Here is a 19397-nt window from a genome sequence, read left to right on the forward strand (position 1 = left end):
TTTGGTGCCTGGTATGGCGCAAAAAAAATAGGCGGTGGAAAATGTGGATGTATAGGAACCTTTTTTGTGTTTCTTATATTATTTTGGATTTTAGGATACGTGCTTGACGCTTTTTAAGCAAGCTGATTCCCTAATCTATTTTCTTCTTGGTCATTCGTTTTCTTTTGGTCAAAAACCTTGGCGCTGGTTTTCATATCGGCATACCTTGGGTCTTGAACAAAATCTTGCTTTTGTAGTTTGATAACTTCTATGCTTAAAAAGCCGAATTCGCTTACCACCTTACCATAGAATCGGTAAATACCTCTACCTCTAAACATAAATTTCGCAGCTACCGGCGGAAACAATACGGTGTCGAAAACCTGCCCCTGTTGGTCTATTAGGGTAGCAAAATACATCGCCTTATTCGTATGTGTTTTAGTGCGTTTTACAGTAACCAAATAGCCATAGATATCAATATTCTTATTCAAATATTTTTCAAAATCTTTACTACCCGCGCTATTCAATAATGGTTCTGACAAGAGCTCGAACGGACTACATAAACTAAACCCCAACAACTCTAGTTGCGTAAAAGCAACCTCTAAATTGGTACTGTATAATGAAGGAATTTCAAAATGTTGATGCCGTGGTGCAAACAGTTTGGGGTGGTCTATCTTTTTTGTTTTGTTCAAAAACAGATGTGCCTTCCATAACAACTCGTGTTTATTAGCACCAGTAAATCTGAAAGCATCGATACGAATTAAAATACTTACTTGTTCTATAGAAATTATTAACCGATCAAGGAAATCTTCTAGAGAAACAAAGCTTCCGTTAAGAAACCGCTCCTTTAGAATACGTTTCATAACACGTTCTTCTAATTCACGTAAATAGCCTAGTCCTAAATAAAGCTCCTTTACATAAAGACGGTTACCAGCAGTACTTTTGTTTACGCAAGGCGAATGAATTGTAGCGCCCAACATACGGGCTTCGTGCACATAAAATTCGGGTCTGTAAAATCCACCCCCATTATTGAGCACTGCTACCATATACTCTAACGGATAATAGGCACGCAAAAATAAACTCTGATAACTCTCTACTGCATATGAAGCGGAGTGGCCCTTGGCAAAAGCATAGCCGGCAAAACTTGCCACTTGGTCCCAAACCTCTTTTATAAGTTTTTCAGCGTATCCCTTTTTACGGCAATTATCCATAAACTTGTCCTGCACTTTTTGAAACTCTTCCCGAGAGCGAAATTTACCGCTCATTCCACGTCTCAACACATCGGCTTCACCCAAATCAAGATCTGCAAAGTGGTGTGCTACTTTAATCACATCTTCTTGGTATACCATTACTCCGTAAGTTTCTGGCATAATTTCTAACATTACCGGGTGCGCCAACTCCTCTGCCCTGCCCTTGTTCCTGTGCCGCAGAATATACTCTCGCATCATTCCGCTTTTAGAAACTCCGGGGCGGATGATAGAACTTGCCGCCACCAGACCCAAATAGGTATCTACTTCTAATTTCTTCAACAACATACGCATAGCGGGTGATTCCACATAAAAACAGCCCATACACTGCGCCATTTTCACCATATTATTGATTTTAGGGTCTTTTTTAAACGCCTTAATATCATGAATATCAAACTTGGCGAATTCCTCTGGGCGGTCATGCTCCAAAATATCTAATGTCTCCTTTATTTTAGACAATCCACGTTGTGCGAGAATATCGAATTTATAGAGTCCGACATCTTCCGCAATCACCATATCGAACTGCGTAGTAGGAAATCCTTTTGGAGGCATATTGGTCGCCGAAAACCAGTGAATAGGTTTCTCGGTAATTAAAATTCCGCCTGCATGTATGCTCAAGTAATTGGGCAAACCTTGTAGCAACTGTGTGTATTTTAGCACTAAAGCCGAGATAGTATCTAGACGACCCTCTTGAACGTTACCATCGCAAAGCAAATCAATTTCATCTTTTGGAAGACCGAACACTTTACCAAGCTCTCGTATAACGCCACGTGATTGAAAAGTAACATACGTACCTAACAATGCCACATTCTCAAATCGGTTAAAAATGTACTCCGTCATTATAGGCCGATCTCTATGTGAAAAATCAATATCGAAATCTGGTGGATTCACCCGGTATAGATTAATAAATCGCTCAAAATAAAGGTCGAGCTCCATAGGGTCCACATCAGTAATAAATAGCAAATACGCTACAATACTGTTGGCCCCACTACCACGCCCTACATAAAAAAAATTCTGTTTTCGGGCATAGGAGATTATATCCCAATTGATGAGAAAATAGGAGACAAAACCCATTTTTTTAATGAGTCCCAATTCCTTTTCTAAACGATCCAAAACGGGCTGATTTACTTCTGGGTATCGATGCGGCAAACCTTCTTGACACAGTTTTTCAAGAAATACCTCATCTTCTTCCTTTGTTTTTAAATAGGTTTGAAGATTCTGTGGTTTTCGCCCTTCAGAAAAATCAAAATGAATGGAGCAAGAATTCATCAACCGCTGTGTATTCTCTAGAATAAAACTATGTTCAGAAAAATGTGCCGCCAGATTAGGAATTGAATACATATGTTCATCTTCACTCGCCTGTTCTGTAACCGACAACATACTGAGCAAGGTATTATTATCAATGGCACGTAATAATCTGTGCGCATTAAAATCGCGTTTACTTCTAAATGTTACAGGTTGCAGCAATACTATTTTGTCTCGTTGCTCCAATAATTTTGAAAAACGAAGGCGCTTTAATTCGTTAACAGAAACTCCTATAAACTCATTCTCTGCAAAGCTTTTCTTTTCATTTTGAAGTACTTTTTCAAACGGATATATAACATATGCATGTTCAAACTTCGGAGCTATTTCTGGAATTTTTTTTCCCTGATGAATGTGTTCCGATAAAAAATTATTCAGCTCTAGAAAACCTTCGTTATTCTTGGCAATACCGACGAAACAAGGTTCTACTCCGTTTCTAAAATCAATGCCCAAAATGGGCCGTATATCATATTCCGAAGCCTTACGGACAAAATTTAAGCAGGCAGATGTATTGTTTATATCTGTCAATGCCAATTGCGTCACGTGATGCTCCTTTGCCAATTGCAAGAGCTCCAGTTCTGAGAAGGCACCGTAGCGAAGGCTGTAATATGTATGGCAGTTTAGATACAAAATTGTTGTTCGTTGTTGGTTAATGGTTGTTCGTTTTCACTTCGGCTATGCTCAGTGAACCGAAGCCGTCATTGCGAGGTGTTTTCAGCCAAAGCAATCTCCCCTAATAAGTACAAGGGATTACTATTCTAACCTCAATTCAGTAGATCGCTTCGTCGTACCTCTTCGGGAATACGGATACTTTGTGCTGGGCGCTAGGCGTTTTGCGCTTCAAAAACTAAAGCTTCCGGTGTGCGAGCACAACAGGCGGTAGTCCGTTAAAAGGATTATGCATTCGTCCAATCGTTTTGGCTCCCATGCCTGATGCTCTTAGCACACTTTTATCCCCATAGCGTTTACGAATTTCATCCATCGCATTATAAAGACTTAGAATTTCTTCGGTATCATCAAAAAGATTGATTTGATAGTTACCAGTAACCAAATGACTAAAACGTATACCTATCAGCCTTACCAATAACCTACGGTTATATAAATTCTTGAATAGGTCTAAAATCTTGGGAATCAAAATATGGTCGGCACTCGTATAGGGAATGCGCAGTTGTTTTGAATACGTATTAAAATCTGAATATCGAATTTTTACGGAAATACAGGCCGTCAACTTTTCTCCGCGTCGCAATTGGTAGGCCAAATTTTCTGTCATGGCAATGAGAATACCTCGCAGTCTATTGACATCAATTGTATCCTTATCAAACGTACGTTCGGTAGAAATTGATTTTCGCTCACAGAAGGGAATTACGGGTGTATTATCTATACCGTTAGCTCTTTTCCAAATAACACCTCCATTTGCTCCCAATACCCGCTGCATGACCTCCATAGGCATTTCTTGTACGGTACGTACTTGTCGTAACCCAAGGTTTCGTAAAGTTTGATAAGTCTTATCGCCCACCATGGGAATTTTTTTTATAGAAAGTGGCGCTAAAAAAGGTTTCTCCAAACCCTCATCTATTTTCAATTGATTGTTAGGTTTGGCTTCATTTGTTGCTACTTTAGAAACAACCTTGTTTGCCGATAGACCAAAGGAAATAGGGAGTCCGGTTTCTCTGATGATTTTCTTCCGCATTTCAGAAGCATATTGGTAGCAACCAAAAAAACGGTCCATACCAGAGAGGTCTGCATAAAACTCATCGATACTCGATTTTTCAAATACGGGAACATACTCTTTGATGATTTCGGTCACCACATCTGAATGTTTACTGTATTCCCCTGCATTACCACGAATTACGAAAGCTTCGGGGCATAGTTCACGGGCCATTTTCATGGGCATACCAGAATGCACTCCAAATCCGCGGGTTTCATAACTACATGCGGCTACCACACCACGGTCTCCCGTACCGCCTACCAGCAAAGGTTTATTTTGCAACTCACGGTTGTTGAGTCGTTCAACGGATACGTAAAATGTATCTAAATCTATATGAAGTATGGTCTTGCTCATAACTATCCCTCTAAAAAATCGGGATAGCTAAATTATGGATTATTTCCAATAATTAGGATTTATTCCTAATATTAACATTGTTATATTTTAATAGCGAAGTCGATTTTCTTGAGGTATATGCCAAACATCATTATTTAAATCTACCCCACCACCGAGCTCTTCTTGCACTACCCTATCAATAATAAAAATTCCTTTTTCGGCCATATGGTTAAAATTATCGATACCATTGTTTGTAAACCCGATTCTTGTGCGATGAATATTAAACTTATCAGCAAACTTTCTATCAAAAGCCTTTTCAACACCATCCTTGCCCAGCATAAAACCCAATAACCCACCCCATGTTGCTGTAGGATTATCAGAATCCCACCCACACAAGGTTCCAATTTTTATAGTTTCCTTTATATCTCCTTCACCATATAATAAGCTAACAATACTTGCTCCAAAATTGATACCTGCCGCAAAACAACCATTACAAGTCTCATCTTTAGTAGCCCATAAATACCCGTCTTCTTGACGAACTTGATATTTCTCATGCAAAGCATCTCTAGCTTCTTCCCATGTAACTCCAGATTCATATTCCTCTTTTACAAAATCGAACATTTTAGCTGAGTATGAATCATTGGGCAATTGTTCTCGGGCTTCTGCAGCCATCCAATTTAAATTCGCTTTAATAGATTTATCATCATCTGCCAAAGGGGCCAAAGCATACATAACTACATTAAAATTAGAAATCCACTCTGCGTTTTCTCTAGCAACGGTTTGTATAGGCAAATGAGCCATTTTCAGTGCTACATCTGAGCGCGTGGGAGCGAAAAAACCAAATATTTCAGTAGTTAGTTGAGCATCAATCATTTCATAATGCGGATTGTTTTCAGGCAATCCTGTTTCTGGCGGTAGCATACCTTCCTCCATTAAATCAAGCGCTTGCTGATTTGAAACCCATAAATAATTTTCTTCTTCTTTTTTAATATGTTTTAACCATCCAGTCCTAATCATGTCACCTGTTAAGATTGAAGTCTTATTCTTATAAAGTAACTCTTGATAGATGTACTCAATATCGGTATCATCATCTGCACCCCATATACTGTCTTCCTCAGCATATAAAAAATCAATTGTATTAGAATAATTATTTGAACCCCATAAATTGGGTTCATCGGTTTTACCCCAGTTATCACGAGTATAAAAACCTTCTCCTTTACCTTCACTATTGGGAATTCCAATTTTATCCATTTCAGTAATTAAGCCTGTCCAATTGGCAATACATTGGCCCAACCAAAAGCCGTATAATTTATTCTTGTATGCTGATCTCGAGATTGTAATATCAGTACTTTTTGATTGATAGGATTTATACTCCAACAAAGAATCTTGTACTATATCATGTGACATTTTTTCTGTAGAACCCATTTTATTCTTACAGGAAATTAAAGTGGCCATTATCAATAATCCTACAATGTAATGGGTAATTTTTCTTAAAAATCTATTTAAATATAATATCATAGTGGACGATTTCATATATAATAAAGCTAAGTAAATAATATAATCTGATTATAGTTTCTATTAATAAATACCTAGTAAATTGCATTCTACCAAAGCACTATAGGATGTTAAGGTTAAATACTATCTTTGAAACAAGACTTTATATATGCGTCAAAACCATTTTCTGATTTTATGGCTTTTAGTCCTGTTTACCGCAACTTCTTTTGGGCAAGATAATTCAGACAACGATATTTCTGTAATAAACCTTACCAAACCCGGTACAGGTACAAATTGGAATATTCCCGATAAAATATCTTTAGAATGGAACACCGTACATATTGACACGAGTAAAACTATTCGTTTTTTTCTGGTACGAAATGAAATGGTGGTGCAAGAATTAGGGACTTTTAAGAATGATGGCTTTGAAGAAGGTATTGAGCTTGCTAAGAATATTGGCTCAGGCAGTCGATATCAAGTCGTTGCCATAGAATTATTCCCAGACGATAAGTTTAAGATTGCCAAAAGGGTAACTCCTTTCTTTACCATTACCAATGCAGCATCTGATGAGCGAAAGAAAAAACAGCAATTAGCAAATACCAGTACTACCCCAAGTGAGAAGAAATTAAGAAATAAAAAAGTAATAGCTCCTAAAAATAATGAAGTAACTCAAACTGAAAACAAACCAGTTACAAGGGAGAGTTTTGAGGGAAGAAAAATATCATACACTAAAGAATTACAATTCGATTCTGAAAATATAATTATAAAGATTTGGGATCATGGCAGACAAGATGGAGATATTGTTTCTATATACCTCAATGGAGTATCAGTAGTTTCCAAATATTATTTAACGTATTGGAAAAAGGAGTTCAAAGTAAAACTAGACCCTAAAAAATCTAATGACCTATTTCTGTATGCGCACAACTTAGGAGACTCACCTCCAAATACAGTGTCAGTTGAAATTTCAGATGGTAAAAAATCTGAGAATATTGTTCTCAATTCAGACCTTCAAAGTTGTGAGGCCGTATTAATCAGTGTTAAGTAATACCTATTAAACAACGACATATTCAATTCATATACTTCCTCTATATTTATAATTCCCTTAGTAAAACTACACCCTAACCTAAATATTCAAAAAAGCAATTCTTATGCTTTTAAGTTAACAGATCATTAATAATATGTGTATTTTTTAATAAAAACGTAATAAAATAGTTTGATTATTACATAATTTACTTATTTTCATCACTTATTTTACAAAAGTTCGTGTACGTTAACGTAATTTTATATTTATCAATTAAAAAAATAATGTCATTCATTCTAAACAATAGCATATGAGAATTTAACCAGTAAAATTATTCAACTCCCTAAGTTTTACTTACCCCTAAATCTTCTAAAGATCTTAGGTGAAATAAAACTTAATACTTCAAAAAATCAAACAACTTAATTACACTGCACCAATGAAAAAAAAACCCTCTAAAAAATTTAGTTCAACGAAAAAAAATCTACTACTATTTGTAGTATTAGGAATTTTAATTGTCTCACCTATTTTAGGGAATTCCCTAAAAAAAATAAAATTGCCCGAAAGTTTTCAAGTAACCGTAACGGGCACCATTTTAGATGAGAATGAAATGCCTTTACCCGGTGCTAGTGTTGTAGTGAAAGGAACAACAACAGGTGCCGTTGCAGATTTTGATGGCAAATACAGCATTAATGCACCTTCTAATAGCACACTTGTATTCAGCTATGTTGGTTACGCTAAAAATGAAGTATCGGTTGATGGTAGAACCACCATTAATATAAAACTCAACCCAGATGCTTCCATGTTAGATGAAGTCGTTCTGGTAGGTTATGGTACACAAAAAAAGGGTGAAGTTACAGGTGCTATTGAAACCGTTACTGCAGAACAATTAAGCATTGTTCAGGTTTCAAGCACTATTGATGCCATCAAAGGGCAAATTGCCGGTGTGGATGTTCAATCTACAGGAGGTAGGCCAGGTCAAAACCCAACAGTAAGAATACGTGGTAGACGTTCAATTAGTGCGTCTAACGACCCTCTTTATGTAGTTGATGGTATTCCATTAATTGACGGACCTGCATCAATGGCAGATATTAATCCTGATGACATCGCATCAATGCAAGTATTAAAAGATGCTGCAGCAACTGCAGTATATGGATCAAGAGGTGCGAACGGTGTAATTTTAGTTTCGACAAATAGAGGTAGAGTTGGTAAGACCAAAATAACGTATAGTAGTCGGTATGGAATTACTTCTGCTACGCGTTTGGTTGATATGATGAATGGAGAGCAATTTGCAGATTTAAAACGAGAATCAAGACGTGACGGATGGAACGGAGCCATTCCCGCAGAAACTGATGTTTTCTTAGATCCAATTGAGCTTGAATCCCTTGAACAAGGGAGGTCGACAAATTGGTTAGATAAAGTAGTTGGTAATGGTTATCAGACCAATCATCAACTTGGTATAAGTGGTGGATCAGAAAACACCACCTTTAGTTCTTCTATAGGATATTTTAAAGAACAAGGTATTATTTCAAACCAAGATTTTGAGCGAATTTCAGGTCGATTAGCGGTAGATCACAAAATCAATGACATCTTTAAAGTAGGAGCGTCTTTTTTAGTATCTAAAACAGAGCAAAATTATGGCTCTAATGCCACTATGGGTGAAGCATTGGCAAATAACCCATTGGGTATACCATATGACGAGAATGGAAATTTAAAGTTCTTACCCACTAATGATGGTATCCGAACCAACCCCTTAAATGAATTGGTAGAAGGTGCATACATTGACGAACGCCAACAAACGAGAATATTCGCACCCATATATTTAGACATTAATATTGCACAGGGTCTAAAATGGACATCTACGTTTGGTCCTGATATTAGAATTGGTAGAAGAGGTACTTTCGCTGGTAGCTTAACAAATACGAATCGAGGCGGACCAGGTAGAGCGGGTATAGAAAATGTGACTGATTTCGGATATACCCTTGAGAACTTATTGACCTATAATAAAGCGTTAACCGATCGACAAAATATAAAAGTCACCTTACTTCAAAGTATCCAAAAATCTAGAATAGAGAAAAATGAAGGAAATGTAACCGGTATCCCCTATGAATCTCAATCTTTTTACAATTTAGGCTCTGCTACCCAAGGTGGTGTACTTACTTCTGGATTAACAGAATGGGCGTTAGCTTCCTTTATGGGTAGGGTAAATTATGATTTTGATGGCAAATATTTATTTCAAGCCTCATTAAGAGCAGATGGCTCTTCAAGATTAGCTCCAGGTAACCAATGGAAGTACTTCCCTGGTGTTTCTGCTGGTTGGAGAATAGATCAAGAAGAATTTTTAGCAGATACCAGTGTAAATGAATTAAAGTTAAGAGCTTCTTATGGTCAAGTTGGCAATACTTCAGTTAACCCGTACCAAACAGCTGGTAGACTAGGTAGCACAGTCTATGCGTTTGGTGAATCACCAGCACTTGGTTTCGGACTTAACGAAATACCAAATGATGATTTGACTTGGGAAGTGTCTAAAACCTTAGATATAGGTTTAGATTATGGTTTCTTGAATAATCGAGTGGTAGGTTCTTTTGATTTTTTCAGAACTAATACTGTTGACTTATTACTTGCAAGAAGTTTACCATCTACCTCAGGGTATGAAAGTGTTTTACAGAACGTTGGAGCGACTAGGACTACTGGATTCGAATTTACAATAAGTACAGGCATTGTTGATAATGATGGTGATGGTTTCAATTGGGATGTAGATTTGAATATTTCTACCTACAAAGAAGAAATTACAGAACTAGCACTCACAGATGCTGATGGGAATGCTTTAGATGACGTTGGTAACGGATGGTTTATCGGCCAGCCTATTCAAGTTTTCTATGATTATGAGAAAATTGGTATTTGGCAAGCTGACGAAGCTGCTGCTGCTTTGGCTGCTGATAATAAAGTACCAGGTGAAATTAAATTGAACGATCTTGATGGTGATGGGGTCATAACCCCTGAGGATCGTAAAATTTTAGGCGATGGTGTTCCTGATTTTTATGGTGGTCTAAATAGTAAGTTTTCCTATAAAGGAATAGACCTAGGTATTTTCTTTGTTTTCAGACAAGGGCAAACTATTCAGTCACAATTTAATGCTAGTAATAATTCACTATTCGGAAGGTATAATAACTTAAACGTTGACTATTGGACAATTGATAATCCAACAAACGCCAATCCAAGACCGAATGAGAATCAAGAGAGCCCAAGAAATGGATCAACACTTACATATTTTGACGGTAGTTTTGTAAAGCTTCGAAATATATCATTAGGATATAATCTTCCAGAATCAATAACAAGCAAGTTAGGAATGGAAAAATTACGATTTTCAATCTCTGGTCAGAATCTTATTTTCTGGGATGATTTTCCAACCTTCGACCCTGAAATTTCAGAAGAGGAAGATCTTAGCTTGGGTAGTAGTGTGGTTCCAAGTACAAAACAGTTTTCTTTATCATTAAACGCTACATTTTAAGCAAAAAAATAATTGTTAGTTTAAATCGAATAATTTAAATATCATGAACAAAAAAATTTATTTAATATTAGTTTTAGCACTGGCTTTTTTGACAAAGTCTTGTGATAAATTTATAGAAGAGGACTTGGTAACCGATGTATCTGCAGCCTCTTACTATACCACCGAAGCTGGCTTGGAAGATGGAGTACGAGCCACATACGCAACATTTAAGCCTTTTTACGGTCAAGAAATTTCAGCTGCCATGACAACTTTTGGCACCGATATCTGGACTAATGGCTCTGATGGGGGACATAAAGTATTCAATCTTTACGATGGTGGCCTCAATGGTGAGGAAAACTATATTACTGATTCTTGGGATAATTGGTATAAAGGTATTAATCAAGCGAATGGGGTTATCAACCGTTCTGCTGATGTAGATATGGATGAAGCTCAAAAGAACTTGCGAGTAGCCGAAGTACGTTTCCTAAGAGCCTTCTTCTATTTTAATGTGGTAACCACTTTTGGTGATGCACATTTGAGTCTTGAAGAAACCGAAGGTATTGAGATTGAAGCAAACAAAACATCTCAATCAGAAATTTATAGCCAAGCTATTATACCTGACTTGGAATTTGCCATTGCAAATTTACCTAATGAGCAATCTGACTATGGTAGAGCCACCAAACCAGCCGCAGAATTTTTGCTAGGAAAAGTATTGCTTACGCGTAGTTACAAAGGCTTTTCAGAAACGTCAGATGCATTAACAGCAGAAACCCTATTCAGCAAAGTAATCAATGATTATGGTTTTTCCTTATTGCCAAATTTTGCAGATTTATGGGATATTGAAAACCAAGAAAATAGTGAAATGGTTTTCGTGGTTCCAAATTCTAAATCACAGGTAGATAGCGATGTGGATCCATTGGGGCACCGTTGGCATTTATACTTCTTACACGAATATGACGTGCTTAGAGGTATGTCCAGAGACATTGCCAATGGTAGACCTTGGAAAAGACATCGCCCAACTGATTTTATGCTGACTTTATGGGACAGAGATACCGATAGCAGATACGAATCTTCATTTAAACATGTTTGGTTTGCTAATAAGAATGAGCCCGCTACTGATGCCGTTGGTGATGAACCAGCAAGAGCAGCTCTCGTCATAGGGGATACGGCAATTTATATACCAGGTCCAGAAAAAGATATTGACTGGTCACAAACAAGACAAGACAATGTACCTTATTTAGTATTTACTAATGATGAATATACAGAAAGAGTTTTTCCTTCTATGAACAAGTGGATTGATGCAACAAGACCTGATAGACAAAAAGCAAATGGACAGCGCGATTTTATTTTGATGCGTTTGGCTGATGCATGGTTATTAAGAGCAGAGGCAAAACTTAAACAAAATAATCCATCAGGGGCAGCAGACGATATAAATAGGATACGACTGAGAGCGGCTGTGCCTGGTCAAGAGGCAGCATCTCAAATTTCCGCATCAGATGTTGATTTAGATTTTCTACTAGACGAAAGAGCAAGAGAGTTAGTAGGTGAAGGTCACCGTTGGCCAGATCTAACGAGAACAGGAAAGCTAGTAGAACGTACCAGATTGTATAACCCAGAAGCCTCTCCAAATATTCAGGACTATCATGCGATACGACCTATACCACAAAATCAAATAGATAGAGCATTGGGCGGATACCCACAAAACCCCGGATATCCTCAATAAATAATTTTAATTGAGTTAGAGTTAGTTTTAGTTTTATCCTCCCATTATTTTACAATGGGAGGATTTTTTCATTAAAAGTTAAAGGGTAGCAAAGTGCTCTTTCACTATAATTTCAACAGGAATATCAAGATTAAGTTCAGAATCATCTTGCTTTGTTAGGGAGTTAAAAAGATTTTTAATGGCAACATAACCCTGATATTTAGGTTGTTGATTAATTAAGAAGTTTATTTGACCATTCTTCAAGTATTCCAAATTCTTACTATTCAAATCAAAGCCTAATAGAAAAGTATTACTGACTGCATAGGTTGAAAGAATTTTCGGAATCAAATGGGCTCTTGAGTTTGTAACAAAAATACCTTTTGGACTATCACCTTTAAACCAAGATTCCACTTCTTCAGTCACCTTTAAAACATCATTTAAAGGATGGTTGATGACTTTTATAGTGACGTTCTTTCCTATCGATTTAAAGAATGATCTAAACCCATCTTCTCGTTGTTTATTATTTACTTGAATACCTTTATCATTAAGCGTATTTACAATAAAATAAAATCCTTGATCCCCTACTAATCCGTATAATAGTCTACCTGCCACCATACCGGCCTTGTGAGAATTCTGACGAATGAAATTTGTAGAATATTGTAATTGTATTTCGGTATCCAAGAAAACAACTTGAATATTTCTTCTCTTGGTGATTTCTAATAATGTATTACTCTCCTTTTCAAAAAAAGGAACCGTAACAATGGCGTCATAATTTTTTAAAAAAATACGTTCATAATTTTTTTGAAATGAGGCGGATGAGGAACCCGAGAACTTATAGTAATCTGCTTTCACCCCAAATTCCTTTAACTCTTTCAGTGCTTTAGAAATTCCCTTCTTTGGCAAATCCCAATAGTTAGAATTAGAAGTAACTTCTGGTAGCAGAATGGCAAATTTAATTTTCTTTACAGAGGCAAGTTTTAATCTACTCGCCATTGTATTCCTTTGATAACCATTTTCAGATATAATCTTCAGAATCTTATTCTCTGTTTCCTTAGAAACGCCCCCCCGTTTATGTAAAACACGGTCAACTGTACCAATAGAGACATTGGCTAACTCGGCGATTTGTTTTATACCTATACTCAATTATTGAAGATTAAATTTTCAGTGATAAGGTACTATTCTAGATTAACCTTTAAAAATAATCAAGGAAAAAATCTATTTTACAATTCTGCTACAGAAATATTTTTGAATTGTACGGTCATTTCTTTACCAGGGTGTAATTGAATACCAATGGGTCCTGTTAAATTTGCGTTTTCAAGTTGGTAGTTCATCACGACTACTCCGTTTAACCAAACCTTATAGGTGTTACCGATAGCCCTTGCCCTTATGGTATTCCAATCGTTTAATTTCAATAATTCTTTAATCCCCTCTGCCTCAACAGGGTAACCCAAAGAAGGAACGTATGGAGAGCCTGTCATATCTCTTTTCAAAGAACCAGATTCGCCAATCTGTATCTGTACATTTTTACTATCATCACCACGCATATAAATACCTGTATCAACAATACCATCACCAAACTTAAAATCTAACTGAACTTCAAAATCCTTATACTTATGCTTAGTCCATAGAATTGAACCAACTTGGTCTGGATCGCTTTTAGCCCAAAGCACACCCTCATCTATAGACCACCACACATTGTTTTCAGGTATTTCCCATTCAGATAAATCATTTCCATCAAAAATTGTCTTCCACTCTACATCAATAGATTGACTAAAAGATGTTAGTGAACATACTAAGACAAAAAGCAGTATTAGAAAATTTTTCATGAAAATAATATTAAAACAAATTACTGTTGATTGAACTCTGCAAACGATTGGGCTATCACTTCTTTTTTAAGGATGGTGCCATTATGAATAAGAATGCGATATTTAAAAATGGTTGATTCACCTTCTTTCAATTTAAAATTTAAAGTCTCTTTTCCTTCAGAAAAAGCAGCTTGACCAAGAGTGTTGGCGGCAAATAGACCATAACCACGAGCATGCCAATAGGTAGGAAAGCCTACATTATTCTTATTATCAATAATAGTCACAGAAACCGGTTCTCCATTTATATCGCTTTCAAGCTTTACCCATTCGTTTCTTGTGCCCCACACATCATCTCCAGTTAATCCTCCACTGGCGAAATAATTACCGTGAACCCCTTCATTATTTAAAGCCTTAACCGCTGTCACATTCCCTTCTGCATCGGTAAATTCTGCAGGTTTATCAGACGGCATTTCCAATTCACGAGCGACCCTAATGCCTAACATACCTTCTTTGTTATCGTTAAACGAAACATCTTTTAATGCTTTAAGAGTAGTTGTTCTATCAATAATTCGAGTATTATTAACTTCTGAAAAGGCAAATTGAGTCGTTTCTTCTAACAAATCAACCTTAGTAGGAGATTGCCAAATAGCTTTGACTGTAATTGTACCTTTATCTTCATCTATACTTAATAAATCTTCATGGATAATACTACCATATTTTTGCTTTTCGGAATCTGGTATCGCATAGGAATTATTCCAAAAATCCAATCCATTCACATCTCCATAATTAAACCAAAGTCCGGCATGATGTGGATGATCTACACGTTCACCAGGCCTAGACTCAAAAGGGAACCCCCTAGTAACTGTTTTACCACTTTTTGTAACAATAGGGTATAAAATTGGTTTTGGAGTCTGACCATCATACACGTAATTGGTAAATAACTTGCCATTTATATTAACTGCAACTTTTTTATTGGCTTCATCATGACTAAAGGTAACTTCTGGGTTTTGATTACTATCTATCGAAGCAGGAGTATCACCCTCAGCAGTCTCTTTTTTCTCTTTACATGACATAATAAGAACTGTAACAATCAGAAAAAAACCATATTTTATTTTAAACATACCCTATCATTTTTAATATTGAAAAACTTCTCCACCTGCCAAAACATTTTGTGTCTTCTCATCAAATGTTGCTTTTAAACCTGTTCTTAAGGCCGCAGTTGTCATAATATTTGCGATAGAATGGTTGTAACCTGCTTCTATAGGACCATTAGTCGTTTTACGACTACGAACGCACTCCATCCAATTTAACATATGCATTGAGGTCATGTCATCTGCACCCGTATTTGCTGAAGTTACTACCTTAGGGGCATTATCACTTAAATTAAAGCCTTCTAACTTATTTGGTTTCATACCCATGCCACTAGCATGCCTTTCATCTAACCCACCATTATCACTTACCTTGTTAGTATCAAGATTCAACTCACCACCGTTGGAATAATATATTTCTTTAGTACCTCCTGCAGAATTGGTGAATCTAGATGAATAGGTTACTTGAAAACCAGAACTTAGATCATCAGATGGGCCATAATCAAAAACGGCTGACATAGTATCAAAATTTCTACGTCCATCTTTCCATAGATAGATACCTCCATTTGCAGCAACACTTCTTGGGTGGTTCAATCCAGAAAACCAATGTACAGTATCAATTTGATGCGACATCCATTGTCCTGGTATACCAGAAGAATATGGCCAGAATAATCTATATTCTAAATATTTTCTTGGATCCCAAGCTGCTTCCGGTCTATTCATTTGATACCGTTTCCAATCCGTATCAGATTCTCGGATTTCACTTGTAAGTTTTGGCAAACGCCATCTACCCGGTTGGTTTACATTCCAGGTCATTTCTACCATTACAATATCACCGAATTTACCAGATTTTATATAATCGTTAGCCGCGTGGTAATTGTTCCCACTTCTTCTTTGTGAGCCTATTTGAAAAACAATACCAGATTCCTTAACTGCTTTCATACCAATTCGTGCATCTGCCATTGTTTCGGCAAATGGTTTTTCACAATACACATCTTTTTTAGCATTGGCAGCCTGTACTGTATGTAGAGCATGCTGAAAATCTGCAGTAGAAATAATAGCAGCATCAATCTTGTTATCAGCGTACATTTCCTCATTGTTACGCCACTGTTTTATTTTATTACCCGTCATTTCTTTGATAAAAGCAGAGCCCTCATCTCTACGTCTGTTCCATATATCTGAAACACCTACAATCTCAAAATTCTGTGCTTTACTATGACCATTGAAAGCTGGTATCAATGCGCCTTTAACTCGATTTGAAAAACCTACAACACCAACCCTAACCCTATCGTTTGACCCTATTATTTTTCTATAACTACTAGCACTCATTGCATTAGCGCCTAAAAAGATTCCTCCTGTGGCCAGAGACGTTTTCTTAATAAAATTTCGTCTTTTATTTTCCATAATTTATGTTTTAAAATTCCCTTATCTTAATATTCTTAAATGATACCTCATCTCCATGATCCTGTAAAAGGATTAAACCCTGTGGTAAACGACCAAAATTTTCCCAATCTTCATATTTACTTTTCTCTACCAAAGCCTTAAACATTTGACTAAACCTATCAAATTCAACCACTTTTACTTGATTTAGCCAATGCTCCACGTGACCTCCCTTTACTACAATGCGGGCATTGTTCCAATCACCAACCCCCTTAAAGTTCTTACCGCGTGAACTACTGGTGTTTTCCGCTCTAATTAAATCATACAAAGACCCTACGGTTCTGTTACCATTTTTACCCTTTTTAGCGTCAGGATGTTTTTCATCGTCCAAGACCTGAAATTCTAATCCAATGGCAGAACCTTTACCTTTATTAAGTTCAGAATCCACAAAATACTTGACTCCACTATTGGCGCCTTCTGTAATTTTAAAATCTATGCTAAGTTCAAAATCACTAAATGAATCTGTTGTTACAATATCTCCTCCATTATTAGACTCTTCACCTCCAGAAGATAATACGGTAAGCACTCCATCTTTCATTTCCCATCCTTTGGAAGGAAAAGCATCCAGCTTTGCACCACGCCAACCTTCAGTACTTTTTCCATCCCAAAGAAAACGCCATCCTGTCCTTAGTTCATTAGTAGTTAATTGATTATCCAAATAACTAATTTCAGGCACATCAACATCCACAGGTTTCATCGATTTTTTCAAGTCTACCGTCTGGATATTAATATTTTTCCATCGTACGGTTTTACCTTCTAAACTTTTATCTCCTATACCATGTACTTGAAAGGCTATAAATCCTTCCGCAGTAGTATCATCAATCAAATTGGCACACTGTACATTATTAACCCAAGTTCGAATAACTGACCCTATAGCTTCTATACGATAATGATTCCACTGACCAGGTACGAAAGCATTTTGGCCCTTAGTATTTCTAGTTAAAGGGTAAAGCCAACCGTTTCTTGCTTCATCATATATTCCGCCAGACCACTTTCTTGAACTAGTTTCAATTTCACATTGATAGCCATGAACTCTACCTTTCATAATAGAAGGCGAACTAATACTTCTAAATTGTACTCCAGAATTTAGTCCGTTCTCAACAAAGACATCAAACTCAAGAATAAAGTCACCATACTTTTTCTTGGTTGCCATAAAACTATTAGGTGTATTTAATTTTGAAGTACCTATTAATTCATTATTCCTTATTTCATATTTCGCATTTCCATTTAATTGTTCAAAATTTTTCAAATCCTTTCCATTAAACAAAACTTCCCAATTATCTTGAGCAGAAATAGTTGTGGTTAAGCCAAAGACAACAAAAACTAATAATATTCTACACTTTCTCATTTAAAATTAATTCCAATTAGATTTATTAATATGATAATTATTTAACATTCTTTTGAAGTATCACTTTTTCGTTAACGTTAACGAATATAAATATTATTTCAATAACTCAGTCAAATTATTTATTAAACAGACACAAAAGGGAGCAAATTTAACATCATATCAAATGAAAAATTTTGAAATGTTTCAACATATCCATAGATTATTTCAATTAATAATTATCGTACATATTAGAAGATATTGAAAATTGATTACTATAGAATGTAGGAGCTATTCAGGTTTCCAATCCATCAAAGAGTATATCAAAGGAGGCGATTTTTCGACCGAAAATACAGCCTTCCTCTACAGGCAGAAATGTATAAAACTTAGGATGTTTTAAGAATTTAATTTATCTATAAAATAAAGGCTTTGGCATACGCGCTAGAAGTTTTGAAAAAGAATAAAACATCATTGATGTCCAATTAAAATCTACCAAGAAAATAGACTTCTTAAAAGAATTACTATGCCTATTCTAGTTATTGCCATCATCCATATTTTTACCAAGCTGTGTACCATAATTTGGCAGCAGATATGAAGTCTATAGAAAAACAGGTTTATAACAACTTGAAAACGGAGATAGCCTTCAATGTTATTAATCGCAAACTTATAGTAGAGCTTCGCAGCTACATGAAATATTCTCTGTTAACTTTTTTCCATGCCCTATCTATTCTACTCCTTACACAACAAAAACAATATTCATTAAAAACTGGTATATACTTAGACACTAGCGATCATTATGTACAAAAAACGGCTTGCATAATCACAAACCGTTTATTTTAAATTTTAACTAAGTCAAGTTATTTATTATTCGCCACCTCTTGCTGGATAATCATTCTTTTCAACATAATCAATAGCATTCAAAATATCATCCCAATTAGGTCTTGCAAATGGCATAGATTGAATAGCACTAGCGTATAGGGTATTGTCTGGGCGAATCAAAAATACAGCAGGTTCAGAAAACTGATCAGGTTCTTTGTCTGATATTTTTTTTGAAATATATAGTCCCCAGTCTCTTGCAGTTTCTATAGGTAAATTGTAACCTACTGGTAATTCGTCAATGTCCCAATCTTTGGCAGCCTGTTTTGCACGTTTCTCACTATCACTACTTATGGCAATTAAATGAACATCACGCTCGGTAAAATCTTTTAATTTCTTTGTTAAGTCCTCAAGGTATTTTTTACAAACCGGACAATGTAATCCTCTGTAAAAAACAAGCATAGTAAACACCTTGCTTTCCTGAGCATATAAACTCCATTTTGCACCGTTAACAAGTGGTAATTCTAAATCAGGTACTTCTGTCTTAGGTTTTATCATTATTATCTTTTTATTATTTTTAATATAGTAAAGGTAATAGTGATTTTTCACCTAAGTTGATGGTAATCAATTTGAAAATGATTCAAAAGAAAATTG

At 36.1% G+C, this 19397-nt stretch carries 12 protein-coding genes; 3 read left to right on the forward strand and 9 right to left on the reverse strand.

All coding sequences use genetic code 11. The features are described from left to right. Positions 1–113 precede the first annotated feature (113 nt). The 3 genes from dnaE to AAC084_RS14440 all read right to left on the reverse strand — a co-directional run bounded on the left by dnaE (position 114) and on the right by AAC084_RS14440 (position 6084). Positions 114–3155, reverse strand: coding sequence for a DNA polymerase III subunit alpha (gene dnaE / locus AAC084_RS14430; RefSeq protein WP_339840914.1), 3042 nt, complete (start codon positions 3153–3155; stop codon positions 114–116). 217 nt (positions 3156–3372) lie between these two features. Further along, positions 3373–4587 (reverse strand): DNA polymerase IV, encoded by a 1215-nt coding sequence (gene dinB, locus AAC084_RS14435; protein WP_339840915.1) that lies wholly within the window; start codon positions 4585–4587, stop codon positions 3373–3375. An 87-nt stretch (positions 4588–4674) separates the two neighbouring features. Continuing rightward, complete coding sequence (locus AAC084_RS14440) at positions 4675–6084, reverse strand: ADP-ribosylglycohydrolase family protein (protein ID WP_339840916.1); 1410 nt, start codon at positions 6082–6084, stop codon at positions 4675–4677. A gap of 145 nt (positions 6085–6229) precedes the next feature. On the opposite strand from AAC084_RS14440, the gene AAC084_RS14445 reads away from it, so the two are divergent. The 3 genes from AAC084_RS14445 (at position 6230) to AAC084_RS14455 (ending at position 12291) form a co-directional block, all read left to right on the forward strand. Continuing rightward, entirely contained in the window at positions 6230–7105 is an 876-nt protein-coding gene (locus tag AAC084_RS14445; RefSeq protein WP_339840917.1) for a hypothetical protein, read from the forward strand. A 412-nt stretch (positions 7106–7517) separates the two neighbouring features. After that, positions 7518–10589, forward strand: a complete 3072-nt coding sequence (locus AAC084_RS14450; protein WP_339840918.1) for a TonB-dependent receptor — start codon at positions 7518–7520, stop codon at positions 10587–10589. A 43-nt stretch (positions 10590–10632) separates the two neighbouring features. Then, entirely contained in the window at positions 10633–12291 is a 1659-nt protein-coding gene (locus AAC084_RS14455) for a RagB/SusD family nutrient uptake outer membrane protein (protein WP_339840920.1), read from the forward strand. Between the two features lie 78 nt (positions 12292–12369). Here the strand turns inward: AAC084_RS14455 and AAC084_RS14460 are convergent, their stop codons facing one another. The 6 genes from AAC084_RS14460 to AAC084_RS14485 all read right to left on the reverse strand — a co-directional run bounded on the left by AAC084_RS14460 (position 12370) and on the right by AAC084_RS14485 (position 19301). Next, a complete protein-coding gene (locus tag AAC084_RS14460; RefSeq protein WP_339840921.1) occupies positions 12370–13413 on the reverse strand; it encodes a substrate-binding domain-containing protein in 1044 nt (347 codons plus the stop codon). Between the two features lie 77 nt (positions 13414–13490). Then, a complete protein-coding gene (locus AAC084_RS14465; RefSeq protein ID WP_339840922.1) occupies positions 13491–14096 on the reverse strand; it encodes a DUF1080 domain-containing protein in 606 nt (201 codons plus the stop codon). Between the two features lie 20 nt (positions 14097–14116). Then, on the reverse strand, positions 14117–15196 hold the full coding sequence (locus tag AAC084_RS14470) for a PmoA family protein (RefSeq protein WP_339840923.1): 1080 nt from the start codon (positions 15194–15196) through the stop codon (positions 14117–14119). A 12-nt stretch (positions 15197–15208) separates the two neighbouring features. Continuing rightward, positions 15209–16567 carry a Gfo/Idh/MocA family oxidoreductase gene (locus tag AAC084_RS14475; protein ID WP_339840924.1) on the reverse strand — a complete coding sequence of 453 codons (1359 nt, stop codon included), beginning with the start codon at positions 16565–16567 and terminating at the stop codon, positions 15209–15211. Positions 16568–16577: 10 nt separating this feature from the next. Beyond that, a complete protein-coding gene (locus AAC084_RS14480) occupies positions 16578–17951 on the reverse strand; it encodes a DUF1080 domain-containing protein (RefSeq protein WP_339840925.1) in 1374 nt (457 codons plus the stop codon). Between the two features lie 840 nt (positions 17952–18791). Next, on the reverse strand, positions 18792–19301 hold the full coding sequence (locus AAC084_RS14485; RefSeq protein WP_339840926.1) for a peroxiredoxin-like family protein: 510 nt from the start codon (positions 19299–19301) through the stop codon (positions 18792–18794). Positions 19302–19397: the final 96 nt, after the last annotated feature.

This window comes from uncultured Maribacter sp., from assembly GCF_963977385.1.
GTDB lineage: Bacteria > Bacteroidota > Bacteroidia > Flavobacteriales > Flavobacteriaceae > Maribacter.